The following is a 19,477-nucleotide window of genomic DNA, read 5'->3' as shown; positions in this document are numbered from 1 at the left end:
TGCCACGAAGCCGCTGTCAACGATGGACATTCCCTGTAGAGGTCGTGGGAACCACGGGATGAGAGGAAGAGGGTCGGTGCAGGCGGAGCAGCGGATCAGGGTGGTGATCGTCGGTGGCGGCACCGCCGGCTGGATGACCGCCGCGGCCCTGGCGACGCTCGCACCGGGCGCCGCGGAGGTCGCGCTGGTCGAATCGCAGGAGATCGGCATCGTCGGCGTCGGCGAGGCGACGCTGCCGCATCTGCGCGCCTTCGTCACCCGGCTCGGCATCGACGAGGCGGCGTTCATGGCCGCCACCCATGCGACCTTCAAGCTCGGCATCGAGTTCCGCGACTTCGGCGCGATCGGCGATTCCTACATCCACCCGTTCGGCAGCTATGGCCGGCCGCTGGATGGCGTCGGCTTCCACCATTATTGGCTGCGCCGCCATCACGCCGGCGCGACCGCGGCGATCGGCGACTATTCGACCGCGGTGGTCGCCGCCGCGGCGCAGCGCTTCACCCGCCCGGGCAGCGACCCGCACGATCTGGCGAGCGCCTTCGGCTATGCCTATCAGTTCGACGCGACCCGCTTCGCGCCCTTCCTGCGCGCGCATGCCGAGGCGCGCGGGGCGGTGCGCACCGAGGGACGGGTGACGCACGTCGACCGCGATGCGGAGAGCGGCGACGTCGTCGCGATCACGCTCGCCGACGGCCGGCGGATCGAAGGCGATTTGTTCATCGACTGCTCGGGGTTTCGCGCGCTGCTGATCGGCGGCGCGATGGACGAGGCGTGGGAGGATTGGTCGCACTGGCTGCCCTGCGACCGCGCCGTCGCCGCGCCCTGCGCCTCGCCCGACGGCGGTATCGAGCCGTACACCCGCGCCACCGCGATGGCCGCGGGCTGGCGCTGGCGCATCCCCCTCACCCACCGCATCGGCAACGGCTATGTCTATTCGAGCGCGCATCTGTCCGAAGGGGCGGCGACCGACGCGCTGGTCGACGCACTGGAAAGCCCGCCGCTCGCCGAGCCGCGCCACCTGCGCTTCCGCGCCGGGCGGCGGCGGCGCAGCTGGGTCGGCAACGTGCTGTCGATCGGCCTTGCCTCGGGATTCCTCGAACCGCTGGAGTCGACCAGCATCTATCTGGTGCAGATGGCGATCACGCAATTGGTCGAGCATTTCCCCGCCGCCCGCGTCACCGACGCCGATCGCGACGGCTTCAATGCCTTGGTCGACGCCGAATACGACCGGCTGCGCGACTTCCTGATCCTCCATTATCACGCGACGACGCGCGACGATTCGCCGTTCTGGAACCACGTCCGCACGATGACGATCCCCGACAGCCTCGCCGAGAAGATGGCGCTGTGGCGGCAGACCGCGCAGGTGTCGCGCTACAGCCACGGTCTGTTCCTCGAACCGAGCTGGGTCGCGGTGTATCTCGGCCAGAACGTCGTGCCCGACGGGTGGGACCCGCGCGCCGATCTGCCCGACGGCGCCGCGCTCGACCGCGCATTGGCCGCGCTGCGCGGCGGTATCGCCGCCGCGGTCGCGACGATGCCCGATCACGCGGCCTATCTGCGGGCGGCGGCGTGAACCGGCGCGAAGGTTTGCAGAGCGTCGTGGTGGTCGGCGGCGGCCTCGTCGCCTTGACCGCGGCGCTCGGCTTCGCGCGCGCGCTGCGCCACGCGACGGTGACCTTCGTCGCCACCGCGCCCGACCCGGCGGCGCTCGCCGATCGCCTGCCCGCGGTGACGCCGCAGGTCGCCGAGGCGTTCGACGCGCTGGGGCTGGACGAGGCGGCGATGGTCGCCGCCGGCGCGGCGACGCACCGCGTCGGCGAGCGTTTCGCCTGGGGCGATGCGGCCTTCACGATCGGCGAGGGCGACGGCGTACCGAGCGTCGCCGGCGCGGCGGTGCACCAATTGTGGCTGGCGCACGGCGACGGCCCCTATGACGCGCTGGTTCCCGCCGCGACGCTGGCGGCGGCGGAGCGGTTCGCCCCGCCGGCAAGCGATCCGCGATCGCTCCTGTCGCGCGTCAATTACACGCTACGGCTCGATGCCGATGCGGCGACGCCGTTCTTCGCCGCCGCGCTGCGTGCGGCGCGGGTGCGCGTCGTTGCGCCGCAGCAGCTCCGGGTCGTTCGCGACGGCGATACCGTGCGCGCGCTGACGATGGACGACGGTGGCGCGCTGACCGGCGACCTGTTCGTCGACGCGACCGGACCCGCCGCCCTCCTCGCCGCGGAGCATGCCGCCTGGCTCGACTGGCACACCACCCTGCCCGTCGACCGGCTGCTGCTCGGCGTCGCGCCGCCGCGTCCGTCGCCGCTCGACCGGTACGAGGCGACCACCGACGGCTGGACCGCGCGTTGGCCGCTGGCGGGTCGCACGCTCGCCGGTCTCGCTTATGCCAGCGCGACGACCAGCGACGCGCGCGCCGCCAAGCAGATGCCGCACAATCGCGAACGCATCGCGATCCGGCCGCGGCGGCAGGTCGTGCCCTTTGCCGGCAACGTGCTGGCGCTCGGCGACGCCGCCGCGACGCTGGGGCCGCTGGGCTGGCCGGGCTATACGCTGGCGCTGGCGCAGCTCGAACTGGCGTTGGCGCTGATGCCGGCACGGACGCCCGAACCGTTGCTCGTCGCCGAATACAACCGCCGCGCGACGCTGCGCGCCGATCGCTTCCACGCTTATGCCGCCGCCTTCTATCTGGTCGGCCGGCGGCGCGGCGACGTCTGGCATGCGCTGCGCACGCAGGTGCCGCCCGCCGAACTGGCGACGGCGCTCGCCCAATTCGGCCAGCGCGGCACGCTGCCGCCGCTGGAGGAGGAGATGGTGCCGCAGGCGGCGTGGCAGCAGGCGCTGATCGGGCTCGGCGTCCGTCCGGTGCGCGCCGATCCGCTGGCGCTGTCGGTGCCGCGGGCGAGCGCGGTCGCCGCGCTGACGCAATTGCGCGATGCCGTCGCGGCGCTGCCCGCCGGCCTGCCCGCCTATCCGGAGTATCTCATGGCAGCGCAGCGGGGCAGGCGATGACCGCAACACCGATCGGCCGGGTGGTGATCGTCGGCGGCGGCACCGCCGGCTGGATGGCGGCGGCGGCCGCCTCGCGCTTCCTCAACGACGGGCAACGCACGATCACTTTGGTCGAATCCGACGCGATCGGCACCGTCGGCGTCGGCGAGGCGACGATCCCGCCGATCCGCGGCTTCAACGCCCGGCTGGGGATCGACGAGGCGGAGTTCCTGCGCGCGACCGGCGGCACGCCCAAGCTCGGCATCGAATTCGTCAACTGGGGCGCATCGGGCGATCGCTACATGCACCCGTTCGGTACGCCGGGTCACGACATCGAGGGGCTGAACTTCCACCAGCTCTGGCTCAAGCTGCGCGGCGAACCGGAGATCGGCGACTTCGAAGGCTATGCGATGGCCGCCGTCGCCGCGCGCGCCGGCCGCTTCGCGCCGCCCTCCCCCGACCCGCGCTCGCCGCTGTCGGGGGTGGATTACGCCTATCATTTCGACGCCGGCCTCTACGCCGCCTTCCTGCGCTGCCGCGCCGAGGAACAGGGCACGATCCGCGTCGAGGGGCGGATCACCGGCGTCGAGCAGGACGCGCGCGGCCATGTGACCGCGGTGCGGCTAGAGGGGGACCGGCGGATCGCGGGCGACCTGTTCCTCGATTGCTCGGGTTTCCGCAGCCTGCTGCTCGGCGAGACGATGGGCGTCGGGTTCGAGGATTGGTCGCACTGGCTGCCCTGCGACCGCGCGATCGCGGTGCCGACCGAACGCACGCAGCCGCTGCTGCCCTATACCCGCGCCACCGCGCACGATTCCGGCTGGCAATGGCGCATTCCGCTGCAACACCGCACCGGCAACGGCCATGTCTACGCCAGCGCCTTCACCGACGACGACACCGCGGAGCGCGTGCTGCTGGCGAACCTCGACGCGGCGCCGACGGCGGCGCCGCGCCGCCTGTCCTTCACCGCGGGCCGGCGGCGGCAGAGCTGGGCGGGCAACGTCGTCGCCCTGGGCCTCGCCGGCGGCTTCCTCGAACCGCTCGAATCGACCAGCATCCACCTGATCCAGGAGGGGATATCGAAGCTGTTCGCGCTGTTCCCGGACGCCCGCTTCAGCCCGGTCGAGCGCGACGAATACAACCGGCTGATGGGCAATCATTACACCGCGGTTCGCGACTTCATCATCCTCCATTACGCCGCGACGCGTCGCGACGACACGCCGTTCTGGCGCCACGTGCGGACGATGGACCTGCCCGAGACGCTGGCCCGCAAGATCGCGCTGTTCCGCGAGAAGGGGCGCATCTTCCGCTACGACGACGAGCTGTTCACCGTGCCGAGCTGGGTGGCGGTGCTGCTCGGCCAGGGGATCATGCCGACCGGCTACGACCCGATCGTCGATGCACTCGACGCCGATCGGGTCGCCGGCGCGCTGCGTCAGATGCGTCGCCAGAATGCCGCGCTGGCACAGCAACTGCCGCTCGCCGGCTGACACCGCCCGCGAACCAGTCAAAACGGTTCCGTTACCGTTCGTTAAGTGCAGGCCACCCAAGCCGGTCGGGCGACCGATCGCGCAGAGGAACCAAAAGTGGATCGTTGGGGGGAGAGCGGGTTTGATCGCAAGGAGTTGGTCGATTTCGAATCGCCCGGCGGCGAGGGCGAAGACGCGGCGGACACCGTCGCGATCCGCGCCGCGGTCGCCCGCGCGGTCGCCGGCCTCGACACCGGGCTGCCGCTGAGCACGGTATTGAGCCGCGCCGACATCGGGCTGCTCCACCGCGACCGCCACCGCCGCGTGCTCATCGTCAACGACCGGTTCTGCGATCTCGTCGGCCGCGACCGGGACAGCCTGTCCGGTCTGTCGATCGAGGCGTTCATCCACCCGGACGACCTGCCCGGCGTGATCGCCGCCTACACCCACCACCAGCCCCGATCGACGCCGTTCAAGGTCGAGGCGCGCTTCGTCCGGCCCGACGGCAGCACCTTGTGGTGCGACATCAACGTGTCGTTCGTCTGCGATGCGACCGGCACCGCGATCTCGACCATCACCATCGCGCAGGACATCTCCGCCCGCCGCGCGGCCGAGGCGCGGTTGCGAGAGAGCGAGGAACATTACCGCCACACCGTCGAACTCAATCCGCAGATCACCTGGACCGCGGGCCCGGACGGCGAGGTCGAATCGGTCAGCTCGCGCTGGCAGGATATCACCGGCGGGGCGCCCTGCGACGCATTGGGGCGGCGCTGGCTCGCCGCGCTTCATGCCGACGACCGCACCGCGACCGCCTCGGCGTGGCGAGCGGCGGTGGCGAGCGGCAGACCGATCGACATCGAATATCGATTATGCTCGCCCGAAGGCGACTATCGCTGGTTCCGCTCGCGCGCCGCGGCCCGCTGCGACGAGCAGGGCCAGACGATCCGCTGGTACGGCACGCTGGAGGACATCCACGACCGCAAGCTCGCCGAACGCGCGCTCCGCAACAGCGAGCGACGCTTTCGCCTCGCCGCGCATGCCGCGGGCCTCGGCATCTGGGATTATGATGCGACCAGCGGCCAGCGCCAATGGTCCGACGAGCTTAAGGCGATGCTCGGCCTGCCGCTCGACGCCGCCGCCTCGGTGGCGACCGCGCTCGACCTCGTCATCCCCGACGATCGCCACCGGCTCCAGGCGCTGATCGCCGCGGTCGACGCCGGCGACGGCAGCCACCGGTTCGACACGATCCTGCGCATCCGCCGCGCCGACACCGGCGAGGAACGCTGGATCAAGACCGGCGGATGGCGGATCGAGGCGCCTTCGGGCAAGCTCAGCCGCGTCCTCGTCACCACCCGCGACGTCACCGAGGAACGCACCGCGGAGGAGCGCATCCGCTTCGCCGCGCATCACGACGCGCTCACCGGCCTGCCCAATCGCGCCAAGTTCGGCGAACAGCTCGAAACCGCCATCGCCCGGGCGCGGCAGGCGGGCAGCGATCTCGCGCTGGTGCTGCTCGACGTCGACGATCTCAAGGAAACCAACGACACGATCGGCCATGACGCCGGCGACATCGTGCTGCGCACGCTCGGCACGCGCCTGCGCGACGCGCTCGGCGAGGAGGCGACGCTGGCGCGGCTCGGCGGCGATGAATTTGCCGCGGTGATCGAGAGCCGCGACGATACGCAACAGGTGATCGCGCGGGTGCGCGCCGCGTTGCAGGCGGTGCGCGAGCCGCTGTCGCACGACGGACGCATCCTCGACTGCCATGCCACCGCCGGCGGCTCGATCTTCCCCGCGCATGGCGCGACCGCGACCGAATTGCTCAAGGCCGCCGATATCGCGCTCTATGCCGCGAAGGCGCAATATCGGGGCGGGCTTTTGATGTTCGAACCGCCGATGCGCGCGGATCTGCAGCGCCGCTCCTCGATGCTCAGCATCGCCCGCGACGTCATCCGCGACGACCAGATCATGCCCTTCTACCAGCCCAAGGTGGCGCTCGGCACGGGCCGGGTGTGCGGGTTCGAGGCGTTGCTGCGCTGGCAGCACCCCACTTTCGGCCCGCAGGCGCCGGCGACGATCGCCGCGGCGTTCGAGGATTTCGAGCTGGCGCAGGGGTTGAGCGAGCGGATGCTCGGCGCGATCGTCGGCGATATGCAACGCTGGCTCGATGCCGGGCTCGACTTTGGGCGCATCGCGTTCAACCTGTCGCCGGCGGAATTCCGCCGCGACGACCTGACCGACCGCATCCTCGGCCGCCTGGAGCGGGCCGGCGTGCCGTTCGACCGGCTCGAGCTGGAGGTCACCGAGACGGTGTTCGTCGGCCGCGGCGCGGAATGCGTCGCCTCGATGCTGGAGACGTTCAGCCGGGCCGGCGTGCACATCGCGCTGGACGATTTCGGCACCGGCTATGCCTCGCTGACCCATCTCAAGGCGTTTCCGGTCCACACCATCAAGATCGACCGCAGCTTCATCAGCCACATCGACCGCGACGCCGGCGATGCGGCAATCGTCGATGCGGTGGTCGCGCTCGGCCATCGCCTCGGCATGACCGTGGTCGCCGAGGGGATCGAAACCGAGGATCAGGCGCGCTACCTGCTCGGCCAGGGCTGCGACGTCGGCCAAGGCTTCTGGTTCGGGCACAGCGTGCCGCGCGACGAGGTGCCGGCCATCCTGCACCGCCGCCACCCGATCCCGCGCGTGGCGCTGGGGTAGAAAAGGCGGGCGGCGTCGGTCGCGTGACGCGGGGGCCGGCGCGGACCGCCTGCCCCCGCCCCGTCGATCAGCCGCGCAGGCTGTCGGGAACGATGCCGCCGTTCTCGGCGAGCTTCGCCATCACCGCGCGGTGCAGCGCGATGTTCTGCTCGGCGCTGCCGTCGTCACCGGCATGCACGCCGAGTTCCTGGCCCAGTTCCTTGCGCGCCGAAAGGCTGGAATCGAGGTCGAGCAGCTTGAGCAGGTCGACGATCGACGACTGATAGTTGCCGCCGCCGTTCTTCATCGTCGCCATTTCCGACAGCACCGCGCCGACATCGACCGGCTGGGCGGGCGCTTCCGGCGCGGCGGCGGGCGCTGCGGCCGGTGCAGGCGTCGGCGTCGGTGCCGCCTGCGTGGTCTGCGGCGCGGCGGGGGCCGCGGCGGCATCCTGCTTGTGGTGGAATATCTTGCCCATGATGTTGCTGAAAATGCTCAACGCGTGTCTCCTGTCGGTTGGGATGAACGTGCAACGTCGGGACGCCCGGAACGCTCCCCCGGCAAACGGAACGCGTCGCAACGCCCGGACGTTCAGCGCGCGCAACGAGGGAGTTTCACATGCTCAAGAAATCCATAGTTATCCTGTCGGCATCGGCGCTGGCGCTCGCCGCCTGCGGCCAGAAGACCGACACGACCGCCGCGAACGACACCGCGCTCGCGACCAACGACACGACGGCGTTCGACGCGAACACGGCCGGCACCGCCAACACGGTCGCGCCCGCGACCGGCGGCCAGGCCTTCGTCAACTCGGCAGCGGCGAGCGACGCGTTCGAGATCGCGACGTCCAAGCTCGCGCTCGACAACAGCAGCTCGGCCGCGGTGAAGAAATATGCCAACCAGATGATCACCGCACACACCGCCTCGACCGACAAGCTCAAGGCGACCACCGCCGGCCTGGCCCCGGCGCTGACCCCCGATCCCAAGCTCAGCGCCGAGCAGCAGACGATCCTCGATTCGCTGAAGACCAAGAAGGGCGCGGACTTCGACGCCGCCTACATCACCGCCCAGCAGTCGGGCCATCAGCAGACGCTTGACCTGCTCCGCGGCTATGCGGCGACGGGCGACGTGCCCGCGCTCAAGACCTTCGCGACCGGCCTCGCGCCGACCGTCGCGGCGCACCTCAACATGGCGAAGGCCCTCAAGTCCTGATCGGACGCAGGCGTGGCCGGCATCGCCCGGCCACGCCGTCACGGGACCAACGAGAAGGGGCACCGGCTGCTGCCGACGCCCCTTTTGATATCCGCTGGGGACCGGCAATTACGCCGAGGTCTTGCCGCGCAGCGTGTTCAGGATCGCGAGACCGACCACACCGGCGAGCGCGGCTGCCGCGAACGGACGCTCGTTGGCGAACTTGCGGGCCTTGTCGGCGAGCGGCGCGGCGTTCTTGGCAACGGTTTCCTTGGTGTCGCCAAAGGTCTTCTGAACCTTGCCGCTGATCTGATCGACCACGCCGGCGTTCTGCGTCTCGGTGTCGCCGGTCGCCTTGCCCAGGCCTTCCTTGAGCTTGCCGGTGAGATCGCCTGCCGTACCTTCGATCTGATCCTGATTCATGTCGGTCGCTCCTGTTAGATGATGACGGCGACCAACGCTTCACCACCCCAGTGTTTCCGCCGATCGTTCCGCATGTGCGAAATGAACGCAATTCAGCGCGGATGGCGGCGGGCGAGCGCGATGCCGGCGAGGTTCTTCGAACGGCCGACATGGCGGACGTGGACGCGCACCAGCCCCGCGGTCGCGGCGCGATAGGCGGCGAGATGCGGCTGCAGGTGCTGGCTGCGGCAGCGCCAGCGGCCCAGCGCCTGTTCGACGATCGTGCGCGCATCGCCGATGAACACCGCATCCTCGGCACCCGCCGCCACCGCGATCTCGACCGCATAGAGCAACGCCAGCCATTCCGCGGTGCAATTGTCGCCGGGACCGAGATCGTCGCGGATATAGGTGCGCCCGCCGGTCACCACCGCAATCTCCATCCGGTCGGGATTGGGCCGCGATCCCCCGTCGAAATGCAGCGTCATGCGATCCATCCGTCCCCCTCGCCCGCAGGGCAATGGCATATGAGCTTTTGTAAGTCGCCCGTGTTCCAAACCCACCCCCTCACCCCGGCCTCGCGCCGGGGCCCGCTTCTTCGAACGGCGCGAAGAACCGTTAGCCCCGCCCGCTACCTGCGCGAAGGCGAGCGTCAGGCCGCCGCCCTCAGCGCGGATCGCAGCGCCGCGGTGACCGCGGGCGCGACCTGATCGACGACGAGGCCGATCGCGCGGGCATTGGGGTGGATGCGGTCCGCCAGCGTCATCGCGGGATGGCCGAGCACGCCGGCGGGAAAGAAGGCGCAGGTCGCCGCACCATGCTGCTCCGCCACCGCGGCGTGGATGCCGGCATAGCCCCGCGTCCGCTCGGCGAACACAGCGGGCGGCTCGATCGTGGTCATCAGCACGGCGATGCCGCACCGCGCGAACTCGGTCAGCATCGCATCGAGATTGGCGCGCATCCGCGCGGGCGCGATGCCCAGCAGCACGTCGTTGGCGCCGATCTGGACGATGGCGAGATCGGGCCGGTGCGACAGGCCGGCGAGCGTCCGCGGCAGCCGCGCGAGCGCATCCTGCGACGTGTCGCCCGACCGACCCGCGGCGATCACCGCCGCATCGGGCCAGTCGCTCCGCAGCGCCTGTTCGAGCCGGGCCGGAAAGGCATCGGCGGCCGCAAGGCCGTAACCGGCGATCAGGCTATCGCCATAAGCCAGCAGCAGGGGTTCGGCGGAAACCGGCGATGGAATCATCTCATGTCCTTGGAAGATCGTCCGTGATGTAGGCGGCGCCGGCGATCTTTCCACCTTGCGCCAATGGCTTGCGACGCGCGGCGGGTTGGTGCGTTGGACCCCGATGCGCGATGCCGACCCGCCGACGACCCCCGATGGCCGCTATATCGTGGTACGCGGACGCCTCTGGCGCCGCAGCAACCCCGCGCTCGGCGAAGATCGCCGCGCGGCGCTGGTCGCCGATCTGATGCAGGCCCGCCGCGACGTCGGCGCCGCGTTGCGCGCCGAGGATGCCGCTGCCGAGCGCGACGCCCGCAGCCGCGTCGACGCCGCCAAACAGGCGCTGGGCGAGCGCGGCCCGGTGTGGTGGGACGACGGCACGCCCGATCTCAACCGCCACATGGCGGCGAATACGCCGTACGCCGCCTGGTTCGAGGCCCTGCCGTGAGCGACATCCCGGCGACGCGCCCATGGCTGCCGCGGCGCGTCCTGATCACCCGCTCGGCGCTGGCGTGGGAGCACGGCCACGCCATTGCGGCGCGTGCGGAGGCGCTGGGCATCCCCGTCGAGCGGCTCGCCTCCGACCGGCTGGCGCTCGGCCTGCCCGACGAGGCCGCCGCCGCTTATGCCGCCGCCAAGAAGACGCTGGCGGTGGTCGTCGCGCCGCCGGGCAAGCTGCGCCTGCAACCGATCGCGCCCTCCGCCGACTGGCGCGTCGACCTTGCCGAGGGCTGCCCGGCGCATTGCAGCTATTGCTATCTCGCGGGCTCGCTGAAGGGGCCGCCGATCACCCGCGCCTATGCCAATCTGCCCGCGATCGTCGCCGCGCTGCCGCAGTATCTCGGCGAGGGAACGGTTACTTCGCGGTCCGCGGCGCGTGCCGACGAAGGGACGACCTATGAAGCGAGCTGCTACACCGATCCGCTCGCGCTCGAACATCTCACCGGATCGCTGTCGGCGCTGATCGCGGCGTTCGGGGCATGGCAGGCGCCGGTACAATTGCGCTTCACCAGCAAGTTCGACGCGGTCGAGCCGTTGCTCGCGCTCGATCATCAGGGGCGGACGCGGATGCGCGCCTCGATCAACCCGGCGCGCTTCGCCCGGTTCGAGGGCGGGACGAGTCCGGTTGCGGCACGGCTCGCCGCGCTCGCGCGGATGGGCCGCGCCGGCTATCCGATCGGCCTGACGATCGCGCCGATCATCGCCGCGCCGGGTTGGGAAGACGCTTATGGCGAGCTGCTCGCGCAGGCCGGTGCCGCGCTCGCCGGGGTGGCGACGGACTGCACGATCGAGCTGATCACCCACCGCTACACGCCGGGGTCGAAGGCGGTGCTGGACAGCTGGTATCCGGCCTCGAAGCTCGACATGGGCGCCGAGAACCGGGTGGAGAAGCGGACCAAATTCGGCTCGCTCAAATATGTCTACGACGCCGAGACAATGGGCACGATGAAGCGCTTCTTCGCGGCGGAGGTGGCGCGGCACCTGCCGCAAGCGCGAGTGCTATACTGGACATGACCAATTCCTCCCCCGCTAGGGGGAGGGGGACCGTCCGGCGCAAGCCGGATGGTGGAGGGGGAGGAAAGGGCGGGAGCCAAATAACGAAGCTCCCGCCCTTTCCTCCCCCTCCGTCACCGCTAAGCGGTGCCACCTCCCCCTTGCGGGGGAGGAATTGGGGTCACACCTCCCGCAGCGCCCGCGCCGGCCGCACGCTCAATATCGGCCACGCGCCCGCCAGTCCGATACCCAGCGTCACCCCCAGCCCCGCCAGCAGCGTCACGCCCACCGCGACCGGATCGGGCGCCCAGGCGAAGTCGAACATCCGCACCACGACATACCACGCCCCGCCCAGCCCGAGCGCCAGCGCCACCACCGTCACCACTGCGCCGAGCAGCAGATATTCGAGCGCCTGCGCCGCCAGCAACTGCCCGCGCGTCGCCCCCAACGTGCGCAGGATGACCGCGTCGTAGGTGCGCGCCTCGCGCGCCGCGGCGATCGCGCCGATCAGCACCGCGATCCCCGCCGCCACCGCGACTCCCGCCGCCGCGGCGATGGCCGCCGCGACCTGCCCGACGAGATCGCGCACCTGCGCCAGCACGCCGCGCACCTCGATCACCGACACCGACGGGAAAGGTGCCAGCAGCGCGCGCGTCACCCGCCCCTCGCGCCCCCGCGGCAGGTCGATCGTCGCCGCCAGATTGTGCGGCGCGTCCGCCAGCGTGTTGAGCGAGAAGACCAGCACGAAGTTGAACCCCAAAGTATCCCATTGGATCTGCCGGAACGACGCGACGCGCGCGGTGCGCTCGACGCCGAGCAGGCTGACCGTCAGCGGATCGCCGATCCGGAGGTCGAGCGCCTTGGCGAGCCGCGCGTCGACCGAGACCAACGGCGGCCCGGCATAGTCCTTCGGCCACCAGCGACCGGCGGCCAGCGTGCTCCCCTCGGGCAGGGCCGCGGCATAGGTCAGGCCGCGTTCGCCACGCAGCGCCCAGGCGCCCTCGGGCAGCGTCTTGAGGTCGGCGACGCGGATGTCGCGATAGCCGGTGATCGTGCCGCGCAGGATCGGCACCGTCTTGACCACCGCCGCCGGCACCGCCGCACCGACGATACGGCGGAACTCCGCCGCGCGCGGCCGCGGTACGTCGAGCGCGAACAGCGCCGGTGCGCGCGCCGGCACGGTGGTGGCGATATTGGCGTCGATGCTGGTGCGGATCGCGGCGAGCAGCACGAACAGCGTCAGCCCGAGCCCCAATGCCACCACCAAGGCTTCGGTGCGCGCGCCCGGCCGGTGCAGCGCGGCGATGGCGAGGCGCAGCAGCGGCCGGCGCGACCGCGGCAGCCGCCCCGCCGTCGCGCGCACCAGCCGGCCGAGCCCGGCGAGCAGCAGCAGCGCGCCCGCCACCGCGGCGAGGAAGCTCGCCGCCATCGCCGGCTGCGCCGAGGTGGCGATCGCCAGCGCGACCGCGGCGCCGCCGGCGACGAGCGCGATCCCCCGCCCCCGCCACGACGCCGCGCGCATCGGTGCGAGCGCGCCGCGGAGCAGCCCCGCCGCCGGCGTCGCCCCCGCCGCGGCGAGCGGCGGCGCGGCGAAGGCGATCGCGATCAGCAGGCCATAGGCCGCCGCGCGCAGCAACGGCCACGGCGCGATCGTCAGGTCCGGCACCACCGGCAGCGCGCCGGCGAGCGCCTTGCCGAGCAGCGGCACCGCCGCGATGCCGACCGCCAGCCCGCCGGCGATCCCCACCAGCGCCGCCGCGCCGATTTCGATCGCATAGAGGCGGGCGACATCGGCGCTGGTCGCGCCGAGCACCTTGAGCGTCGCGATCCCGCCGCGCCGCCCGGCGAGGAACGAGGCGACGCCATTGCCGACGCCGATCCCGGCGATCGCCAGCGCGGCGAGCCCGACCAGCGTCAGGAATTCGCCCATCCGGTCGACGAAGCGCGATGCCCCCGGCGAGGCCCGTTCGCGCGTCTTGCTCTCCCAGCCGGCGGTGGCGAAACGCGCCTCGAAGGCCTTGGCGATCCGCGCCGGGTCGCTGCCGGCCGGCAGGCGCAGGCGATAGCGCGTCTCGTAGAGGCTGCCCGGCTGGACCAATTGCGTCGCCGGCAGCGTCGTCATCGCGATGATCGCGACCGGGCCGAGCGTGAACCCCTCGCCGAGCCGGTCGGGCTCGTCGGCGATGATCCCGCCGACGGTCAGCCGCGCCGCGCCTACCATGATGCGCGCGCCGGGACGCAAGCGCAGCCGCTCGGCGAGCGCCGGCGCGATCCACGCCTGCCCCGGCGGCGGCGCGCCGACATGCCGCCCGCCCGCCAGCGTCACCCGCTCGTAGAGCGGATAGGCGGTATCGACCGCCTTCAACTGGATCGGCGCGGCGCTGCCGCCGGCGACCGCATTGGCCTGCATCCGCACCGTCTGCGACACCGCGCCGGCGCGCGCCAGCGCCGCATGCTCGGCCTCGCTCGCCGATCGCTGCGACACCGCGAATTCGACGTCGCCGCCCAGGATCACCGCACCCCGCGCCGCCAGTTCGCGACCCACCGCATCGGCGAGCCCGCCGATCGCCGCCAGCGCCGCGACGCCCAGCAACAGGCAGACGACGAGCAGCCGCAACCCCCGGAAGCGCCAGTCGAGTTCGCGCCGCGCCAGCCGCCACGCCGAGGCCCAGCCGCTCAAACGATCCGTCCGTCGGCGAGCGTCACCACCCGGTCGCAACGTTCGGCGAGGCTGCGATCGTGGGTGATGACCACCAAAGTCGCACCGATCGCCGCGCGGCGCACGAACAGCAGGTCCATGATCGCGCTGCCGGTCGCGGTGTCGAGATTGCCGGTCGGCTCGTCGGCGAAGACCAGCGGCGGCCGCGGCCCGAGCGCCCGCGCGATCGCGACGCGCTGCTGCTCGCCGCCCGACAATTGCGAGGGGTAATGATCGAGCCGGTGGCCCAGGCCGACCGCCGCCAGCTCCGCCGCCGCCCGCTCCCACGCATCCGCCGCCCCGGCCAGCTCCATCGGCACCGCGACATTCTCCTGCGCGGTCATCGTCGGCAGCAGGTGGAAGGCCTGGAGCACGATCCCGATCCGGCCACGCCGCGCGCGCGCCAGCGCATCCTCGTCGAGGCGGCCGAAGTCGAGCCCGTCGACGGTTACGCGCCCGCCGCTCGCCCGCTCCAGCCCGGCGAGCACCGCCATCAGCGACGATTTGCCCGATCCCGAGGTACCGAGCAGCGCGACGCTCTCCCCGCGCCCGACGGAGAGGTCGATACCGCGCAGGATCGCGGTTTCGCCGAGCGTCAGCGTGACATCGCGCGCGTCGATCACCATAGCGGGTTCGGTCATATCGGGAGGACAAGGCCTTGAAGGGGCTGATGATACGCTATGCGGCAGCGGCCGCGCTCGGCCAAGCCCTGATGCTCGCCGGCTGCGACCGGCCGGCGCAGACGCCGACGCCGGCACCCAGCGCGACCGCGACCGCGACGGCCCGGCGGCCGGCCGGCCCCGAACGGCTGGTACTCGCCTTCGGCGACAGCCTCTATGCCGGCTACGGCCTCGATCGCGGCCAGAGCCTGCCCGATGCGGTGCAGGCACGGCTGCGGCGCGACGGGATCAACGCGACGATCGTCAACGCCGGCGTCTCGGGCGATACCACCGCGGCGGGGCGGCAGCGGCTCGGCTTCGTGCTCGATAATCTGCCGCGCAAGCCCGACCTCGTGCTGCTCGGCCTCGGCGGCAACGACGTGCTGCGCCAGCTCCCCGCCGCCGAGACGCGCGCCAACATGACCGCGATGCTCGACGCATTGCACGAGCGCGGCCTGCCGGTGGTGCTCACCGGGATGAAGGCACCGCCCAATCTCGGCGCGGATTACGTCGCCGCCTTCGACCGCATCTGGCCCGATCTGGCGAAGCGCGACCAAGCCGGCCTCTACCCCTTCGTCCTCGACGGCGTGATCGGCGATCCGAAGCTGATGCAGGCGGACCGCGTCCACCCCAATGCGACCGGCGTCGCGCGCATCGCCGACCGGCTCACCCCGCTGGTCGCCGCCGGACTCAAACCCGGCGGCTGACGGAACGCACGCGACGCTGCCGCGCTATAGCCGCGAGTGTTCCCGAAAGGACCCGACATGGCCGACAGCCGCACCGCCACTTTGTACCGCATGGTTCTGCCCGACCACATCTGCCCGTTCGGCGTCCGCGCCAAGCAGATCCTGCAATCCGAAGGCTTCGAGGTCGACGACCAGATTCTCCGCTCGCGCGAAGAGGTCGAGGCGTTCAAGGCCGAGCATGACGTCGCCACGACGCCGCTGGTGTTCATCGACGGCGAACAGATCGGCGGCAGCGACGATCTCGAACGCTATCTGGCCCAGGTCGACTGACCCGAGCGGCCAAGCCCGATCGACGTTGATCGGCGCCGCGCCTGCGACACCCTTCAGTTCGTCACCCCGGACTTGATCAGGGGTGACGGAGAAGCGCAGCTTTGACTTCCATCATCGTCCGTAAAACGGCGAGGATATGCCGGCCCGCCCCGCCAAGTCCTTGAGTCGCGGCCGCAAATATCATCCACAGTTTTCGCACTGGCGGGGAAGGAACGTCGCCGCCGACCGGCCGTTCGGCAGCATTCCCTATCGAAAGGCAACATAGGTCTATGCCGGCCAAAGCCAGCCCTTCCCTCGCCGCCCCCCTGCTGGCTCCCGAACCGCCGCTCGCCGACCCGCTCGGCATTGCCGAAACCGCCGCCGCGCTCGCCGAACGGCTCGCTGCCGGCGATCTCCTCTACGCCGTCGCCGACGAACCGCGTGGTGTCGCGCTCAGCCATGCGCTCGCGCTCGCGATGCCCGACGCCGAGGTGCTGTTCTGCCCCGGCAGCGACGCATTGCCCGGCGACGCCGCCCCCGCCTCGCCCGGCAACGTCGGCCAGCGCGTCTCGGCGCTACGCCGCATCCGCCTGCTGCTCGACGCGGCCGAGCGGCCGCGCATCGCCTGCATCACCACCGGCGAGGCGCTCGCCCGCGCCTATCCCGCGCCGCAATCCTTCGCCGCCGCCCCGCCGCGCGTCGATGCCGGCGCGCCGATCGATCTCGAGGCGCTGTTCGCCAGCCTGACCGAGATCGGCTACACTCCGGACGAAACCGTCGACGAGCCCGGCGAGATCGCGCTCCGCGGCCAAGTGCTCGACGTCTTCCCCGCCGATGCCGGCCTGCCGCTGCGCGTCGAGGCCGGCGACGGCCACGTCGTCAGCCTGCGCTGCTTCGATCCCGGCGACCAGCGCACCACGGGGGACATCGACACGCGCGAACTCGGCCGCGTCGCCGAACCGCCGCTCGCCGACGAGGGCGTGCCGCTCTGCGACCACCTACCCGACGCACGCATCGGCTTCGAACCCGCCGCCGACGCCCGCCGCGCGCGCTTCCTCGCGCTTGCCGCCGACGCCGCCAAGCGCCGCCCGACCCGCGCGATCACCGACACGCTCGGCGACGCCCGCTGGCGCAAGGCGGTCGCCGACCGCGCGATGCCGCCGCTGGCGCGAGCCGGCGACCCGCCGCCGCGCTTCGTCGAGAGCAAGGCGCCGATGCGCGCCTTCGCCAAGGCGGCACGCGCCGCGATCGACGCCGGCGACCGGCTCGCGATCCTCGGCGGCCCGCGCGATCTGCGCTTCCTGCAACGGCGCATCGCCAAGACGCTCAAACTGCCCGTCGCCGAAGCCGGATCGTGGCCGGCGATCGTCGCCGCCGCGCCGGGCAGCGTCCACACCCTCCCGCTCGCCGCCGATCGCGGCTTCCACCGCGACGGCGTGCTCGCCATCGCCGCCGCCGACCTGCTCGGCAGCCGTGCCGAGCGCGACGATCCCACCACCCCCGTCGCCGACACCGGCCTGTTCGATTATGGCGAGATCCGCCTCGGCGACGTCGTCGTGCACGAGGAACACGGCCTCGCCGTGGTCAGCGGCCTGCAACCCCTGCCCGACGATGCCGGCGACGCCATCGCGCTGACCTATGCCGACGACGGCGTCCGCCTCGTCCCCGTCGCCGAGGCCGACCGCATCTGGCGCTACGGCGCCGATGCCGAGGCGGTGACGCTCGACAAGCTCGATGGCGCGAGCTGGCTCAAGCGGCGCGGCGCGATCGACGCCGCCATCGCCGAAAGCGCGCGCGGCCTCACCGCGCTCGCCGCCGAACGCGACCGCTGCGCCGCGCCCAGGCTCGTTCCCGACATCGCCGCCTACGAACGCTTCGCGGCGGGCTTCGCCTTTACCGAAACCCCCGATCAGGCACGCGCGATCACCGCGGTGCGCGACGATCTCGCCTCGGGCAAGCCGATGGACCGGCTCGTCATCGGCGACGTCGGCTACGGCAAGACCGAGGTCGCGCTCCGCGCCGCCGCGATCGCCGCGCTCGCCGGCCATCAGGTCGCGATCGCCGCGCCGACCACGGTGCTCGCGCGCCAGCATCTCGAAAGCTTCGCCGCGCGGTTCGAAGGGACCGGCGTGGTCGTCGCAGGCCTGTCGCGCCTCACCGCCGCCGCCGACCGCAAGCGGATCAAGGCGGGTCTGGCCGACGGATCGGTGCACGTCGTCGTCGGCACCGGCGCGGTCGCCGCCAGGGGCATCGCCTACAAGGACCTCGCGCTCGTCATCATCGACGAGGAACAACGGTTCGGTGCCGCCGACAAGACGCGGCTGCGCGACCTCGGCGCCGGCCACGTGCTGACGCTCAGCGCGACGCCGATCCCGCGCACGCTCCAGACCGCGCTGATCGGGCTCCAGCAGCTCTCGGTGATCGCCACGCCGCCGGCGCGGCGCCAGCCGATCCGCACCGTCGTCGGCGCGTTCGACGCGACCGTCGTGCGCACCGCATTGCTGCGCGAGCGCACCCGCGGCGGCCAGAGCTTCGTCGTCGTGCCGCGGATCGAGGACATGGCACCCCTCGCCGAGAAGCTCGCCAAATCGGTGCCCGAGCTCGATATCGTCCAGGCGCACGGCAAGATGCCCGCCGCCGAGATCGACGAGGCGATGGTGCGTTTCGCCGGCGGCGACGGCGACGTGCTGCTCGCCACCAACATCATCGAGGCGGGGCTCGACGTGCCGCGCGCCAATACGATGGTGATCTGGCGCGCCGACCGCTTCGGCCTGTCGCAGCTCCACCAGTTGCGCGGCCGCGTCGGTCGCGGCATCCGCCGCGGTCAGGTCCTGTTGCTCACCGACCCCGAGGCGACGATCGCACCGCGCACGCTCAAACGGCTGAAGACGCTGGAGGCGTTCGACCGGCTCGGCGCGGGATTCGCGATCAGCGCGCGCGATCTCGACATGCGCGGCGCCGGCGATCTGCTCGGCGAGACGCAGGCCGGTCATATGAAGCTGATCGGCATCGATTTGTACCAGCATCTGCTCGAAAGCGCGCTGCGCACCGCACGCGGCGAGACGGTGGAGCGCTGGAGCCCCGAGCTGCACCTCGGCATCGACGGCCGCCTGCCCGACGACTGGATGCCCGAACAGGAGCTGCGCGTCACCACCTACGCGCGGCTCGCCCGCATCGAGGACGTCGACGGCCTCGACGCTCTTACCGACGAGCTGGAGGACCGGTTCGGCGACCTGCCCGACGCGGTGCGGCTGCTGCTCGCCATCGCCCGCATCCGCGTCGCCGCGCGCGCGGCGGACATCCAGCGCATCGACGCCGGACCGGCCGCGATCGCGCTCACCCCGCGCAAACCGATCCCCCCGCCCGAGGGCTTCAAGGAGAAGAACGGCCGCCTGATCCTCGCCGAGCGGATCGAAGACGCCTCCGCCCGGCTCGAGCGGGTCGAGACGCTGCTGGAGGAATGGGGCTGACCCGCTGATCTTCTGCCCATGGCCGAAATCGCAGCGATAGTCCGCACGGGATCAGCCCAGTGCTCCTGCTTTCGCAGGAGCACTGGGGGCCTGTCGCAGAGATATTAGGTGGGCCGGGCTCCTTCCAATAAGTCCTTCCCTTGCAGGGAAGGAGACACGCTTGCGCCGCAACGCCTCCCCCGCCTAACCCCA

Annotated in this window: 16 protein-coding genes; 10 read left to right on the top strand and 6 right to left on the bottom strand. The window is 71.6% G+C overall.

Annotated features, from left to right (window positions below):
- Nucleotides 1-58 precede the first annotated feature (58 nt).
- The 4 genes from SFC76_RS07160 to SFC76_RS07145 all read left to right on the top strand — a co-directional run bounded on the left by SFC76_RS07160 (nt 59) and on the right by SFC76_RS07145 (nt 7,175).
- A complete protein-coding gene (locus SFC76_RS07160; protein ID WP_322848801.1) occupies nt 59-1,573 on the top strand; it encodes a tryptophan halogenase family protein in 1,515 nt (504 codons plus the stop codon).
- Nucleotides 1,570-3,015 carry a tryptophan 7-halogenase gene (locus SFC76_RS07155; protein ID WP_322848800.1) on the top strand — a complete coding sequence of 482 codons (1,446 nt, stop codon included), beginning with the start codon at nt 1,570-1,572 and terminating at the stop codon, nt 3,013-3,015. Before SFC76_RS07160 ends, SFC76_RS07155 begins: the two co-directional genes overlap by 4 nt.
- On the top strand, nt 3,012-4,484 hold the full coding sequence (locus SFC76_RS07150; RefSeq protein WP_322848799.1) for a tryptophan halogenase family protein: 1,473 nt from the start codon (nt 3,012-3,014) through the stop codon (nt 4,482-4,484). Before SFC76_RS07155 ends, SFC76_RS07150 begins: the two co-directional genes overlap by 4 nt.
- Before the next feature lie 96 nt (nt 4,485-4,580).
- The gene (locus SFC76_RS07145) at nt 4,581-7,175 is read left to right on the top strand and encodes an EAL and GGDEF domain-containing protein (protein ID WP_322848798.1); all 2,595 of its coding nucleotides are present in this window, start codon (nt 4,581-4,583) and stop codon (nt 7,173-7,175) included.
- A 67-nt stretch (nt 7,176-7,242) separates the two neighbouring features.
- Here the strand turns inward: SFC76_RS07145 and SFC76_RS07140 are convergent, their stop codons facing one another.
- The gene (locus SFC76_RS07140) at nt 7,243-7,653 is read right to left on the bottom strand and encodes a DUF3597 family protein (RefSeq protein WP_322848797.1); all 411 of its coding nucleotides are present in this window, start codon (nt 7,651-7,653) and stop codon (nt 7,243-7,245) included.
- Nucleotides 7,654-7,772: 119 nt separating this feature from the next.
- On the opposite strand from SFC76_RS07140, the gene SFC76_RS07135 reads away from it, so the two are divergent.
- Nucleotides 7,773-8,363 carry a DUF4142 domain-containing protein gene (locus SFC76_RS07135; RefSeq protein ID WP_322848796.1) on the top strand — a complete coding sequence of 197 codons (591 nt, stop codon included), beginning with the start codon at nt 7,773-7,775 and terminating at the stop codon, nt 8,361-8,363.
- Nucleotides 8,364-8,471: 108 nt separating this feature from the next.
- On the opposite strand, the gene SFC76_RS07130 is transcribed toward SFC76_RS07135, so the two are convergent.
- The 3 genes from SFC76_RS07130 to SFC76_RS07120 all read right to left on the bottom strand — a co-directional run bounded on the left by SFC76_RS07130 (nt 8,472) and on the right by SFC76_RS07120 (nt 9,990).
- On the bottom strand, nt 8,472-8,765 hold the full coding sequence (locus SFC76_RS07130) for a CsbD family protein (RefSeq protein ID WP_038662454.1): 294 nt from the start codon (nt 8,763-8,765) through the stop codon (nt 8,472-8,474).
- A gap of 92 nt (nt 8,766-8,857) precedes the next feature.
- Nucleotides 8,858-9,229: a reverse transcriptase-like protein gene (locus tag SFC76_RS07125; RefSeq protein ID WP_322848795.1), complete on the bottom strand. Its 372-nt coding sequence runs from the start codon at nt 9,227-9,229 to the stop codon at nt 8,858-8,860.
- A 164-nt stretch (nt 9,230-9,393) separates the two neighbouring features.
- On the bottom strand, nt 9,394-9,990 hold the full coding sequence (locus SFC76_RS07120) for a GDSL-type esterase/lipase family protein (RefSeq protein ID WP_322848794.1): 597 nt from the start codon (nt 9,988-9,990) through the stop codon (nt 9,394-9,396).
- Between the two features lie 103 nt (nt 9,991-10,093).
- Here SFC76_RS07120 and SFC76_RS07115 point away from each other — a divergent pair, with 103 nt between their 5' ends.
- Nucleotides 10,094-10,417 (top strand): hypothetical protein, encoded by a 324-nt coding sequence (locus SFC76_RS07115; protein ID WP_416222401.1) that lies wholly within the window; start codon nt 10,094-10,096, stop codon nt 10,415-10,417.
- A complete protein-coding gene (locus SFC76_RS07110; protein ID WP_322848792.1) occupies nt 10,414-11,484 on the top strand; it encodes a spore photoproduct lyase family protein in 1,071 nt (356 codons plus the stop codon). The genes SFC76_RS07115 and SFC76_RS07110 overlap by 4 nt, the downstream gene beginning before the upstream one ends.
- Nucleotides 11,485-11,644: 160 nt before the next feature.
- Here the strand turns inward: SFC76_RS07110 and SFC76_RS07105 are convergent, their stop codons facing one another.
- Both SFC76_RS07105 and SFC76_RS07100 read right to left on the bottom strand, forming a co-directional pair.
- On the bottom strand, nt 11,645-14,143 hold the full coding sequence (locus SFC76_RS07105) for an ABC transporter permease (RefSeq protein ID WP_322848791.1): 2,499 nt from the start codon (nt 14,141-14,143) through the stop codon (nt 11,645-11,647).
- A complete protein-coding gene (locus tag SFC76_RS07100; RefSeq protein WP_322848790.1) occupies nt 14,140-14,802 on the bottom strand; it encodes an ABC transporter ATP-binding protein in 663 nt (220 codons plus the stop codon). The genes SFC76_RS07105 and SFC76_RS07100 overlap by 4 nt, the downstream gene beginning before the upstream one ends.
- 29 nt (nt 14,803-14,831) lie before the next feature.
- Here SFC76_RS07100 and SFC76_RS07095 point away from each other — a divergent pair, with 29 nt between their 5' ends.
- From SFC76_RS07095 to SFC76_RS07085, 3 genes are all read left to right on the top strand, one after another.
- On the top strand, nt 14,832-15,527 hold the full coding sequence (locus SFC76_RS07095; RefSeq protein WP_322848789.1) for an arylesterase: 696 nt from the start codon (nt 14,832-14,834) through the stop codon (nt 15,525-15,527).
- Between the two features lie 57 nt (nt 15,528-15,584).
- Nucleotides 15,585-15,836 carry a glutaredoxin domain-containing protein gene (locus tag SFC76_RS07090; protein ID WP_038662469.1) on the top strand — a complete coding sequence of 84 codons (252 nt, stop codon included), beginning with the start codon at nt 15,585-15,587 and terminating at the stop codon, nt 15,834-15,836.
- Nucleotides 15,837-16,105: 269 nt separating this feature from the next.
- A complete protein-coding gene (locus SFC76_RS07085; protein WP_322848788.1) occupies nt 16,106-19,285 on the top strand; it encodes a helicase-related protein in 3,180 nt (1,059 codons plus the stop codon).
- Nucleotides 19,286-19,477: the final 192 nt, after the last annotated feature.

It is taken from the genome of Sphingomonas sp. CD22, from assembly GCF_034556155.1.
In the GTDB taxonomy this organism is placed as follows: domain Bacteria; phylum Pseudomonadota; class Alphaproteobacteria; order Sphingomonadales; family Sphingomonadaceae; genus Sphingomonas.
This window is presented reverse-complemented; position numbering and strand designations above follow the sequence as displayed.

Coding starts and splice junctions, on each gene's coding strand:
- SFC76_RS07160 (WP_322848801.1), top strand. CDS start 59: ATGAGAGGAAGAGGGTCGGTGCAGGCGGAGCAGCGGATCAGGGTGGTG.
- SFC76_RS07150 (WP_322848799.1), top strand. CDS start 3,012: ATGACCGCAACACCGATCGGCCGGGTGGTGATCGTCGGCGGCGGCACC.
- SFC76_RS07135 (WP_322848796.1), top strand. CDS start 7,773: ATGCTCAAGAAATCCATAGTTATCCTGTCGGCATCGGCGCTGGCGCTC.
- SFC76_RS07130 (WP_038662454.1), bottom strand. CDS start 8,765: ATGAATCAGGATCAGATCGAAGGTACGGCAGGCGATCTCACCGGCAAG.
- SFC76_RS07125 (WP_322848795.1), bottom strand. CDS start 9,229: ATGACGCTGCATTTCGACGGGGGATCGCGGCCCAATCCCGACCGGATG.
- SFC76_RS07120 (WP_322848794.1), bottom strand. CDS start 9,990: ATGATTCCATCGCCGGTTTCCGCCGAACCCCTGCTGCTGGCTTATGGC.
- SFC76_RS07115 (WP_416222401.1), top strand. CDS start 10,094: ATGCGCGATGCCGACCCGCCGACGACCCCCGATGGCCGCTATATCGTG.
- SFC76_RS07100 (WP_322848790.1), bottom strand. CDS start 14,802: ATGACCGAACCCGCTATGGTGATCGACGCGCGCGATGTCACGCTGACG.
- SFC76_RS07095 (WP_322848789.1), top strand. CDS start 14,832: ATGATACGCTATGCGGCAGCGGCCGCGCTCGGCCAAGCCCTGATGCTC.
- SFC76_RS07090 (WP_038662469.1), top strand. CDS start 15,585: ATGGCCGACAGCCGCACCGCCACTTTGTACCGCATGGTTCTGCCCGAC.
- SFC76_RS07085 (WP_322848788.1), top strand. CDS start 16,106: ATGCCGGCCAAAGCCAGCCCTTCCCTCGCCGCCCCCCTGCTGGCTCCC.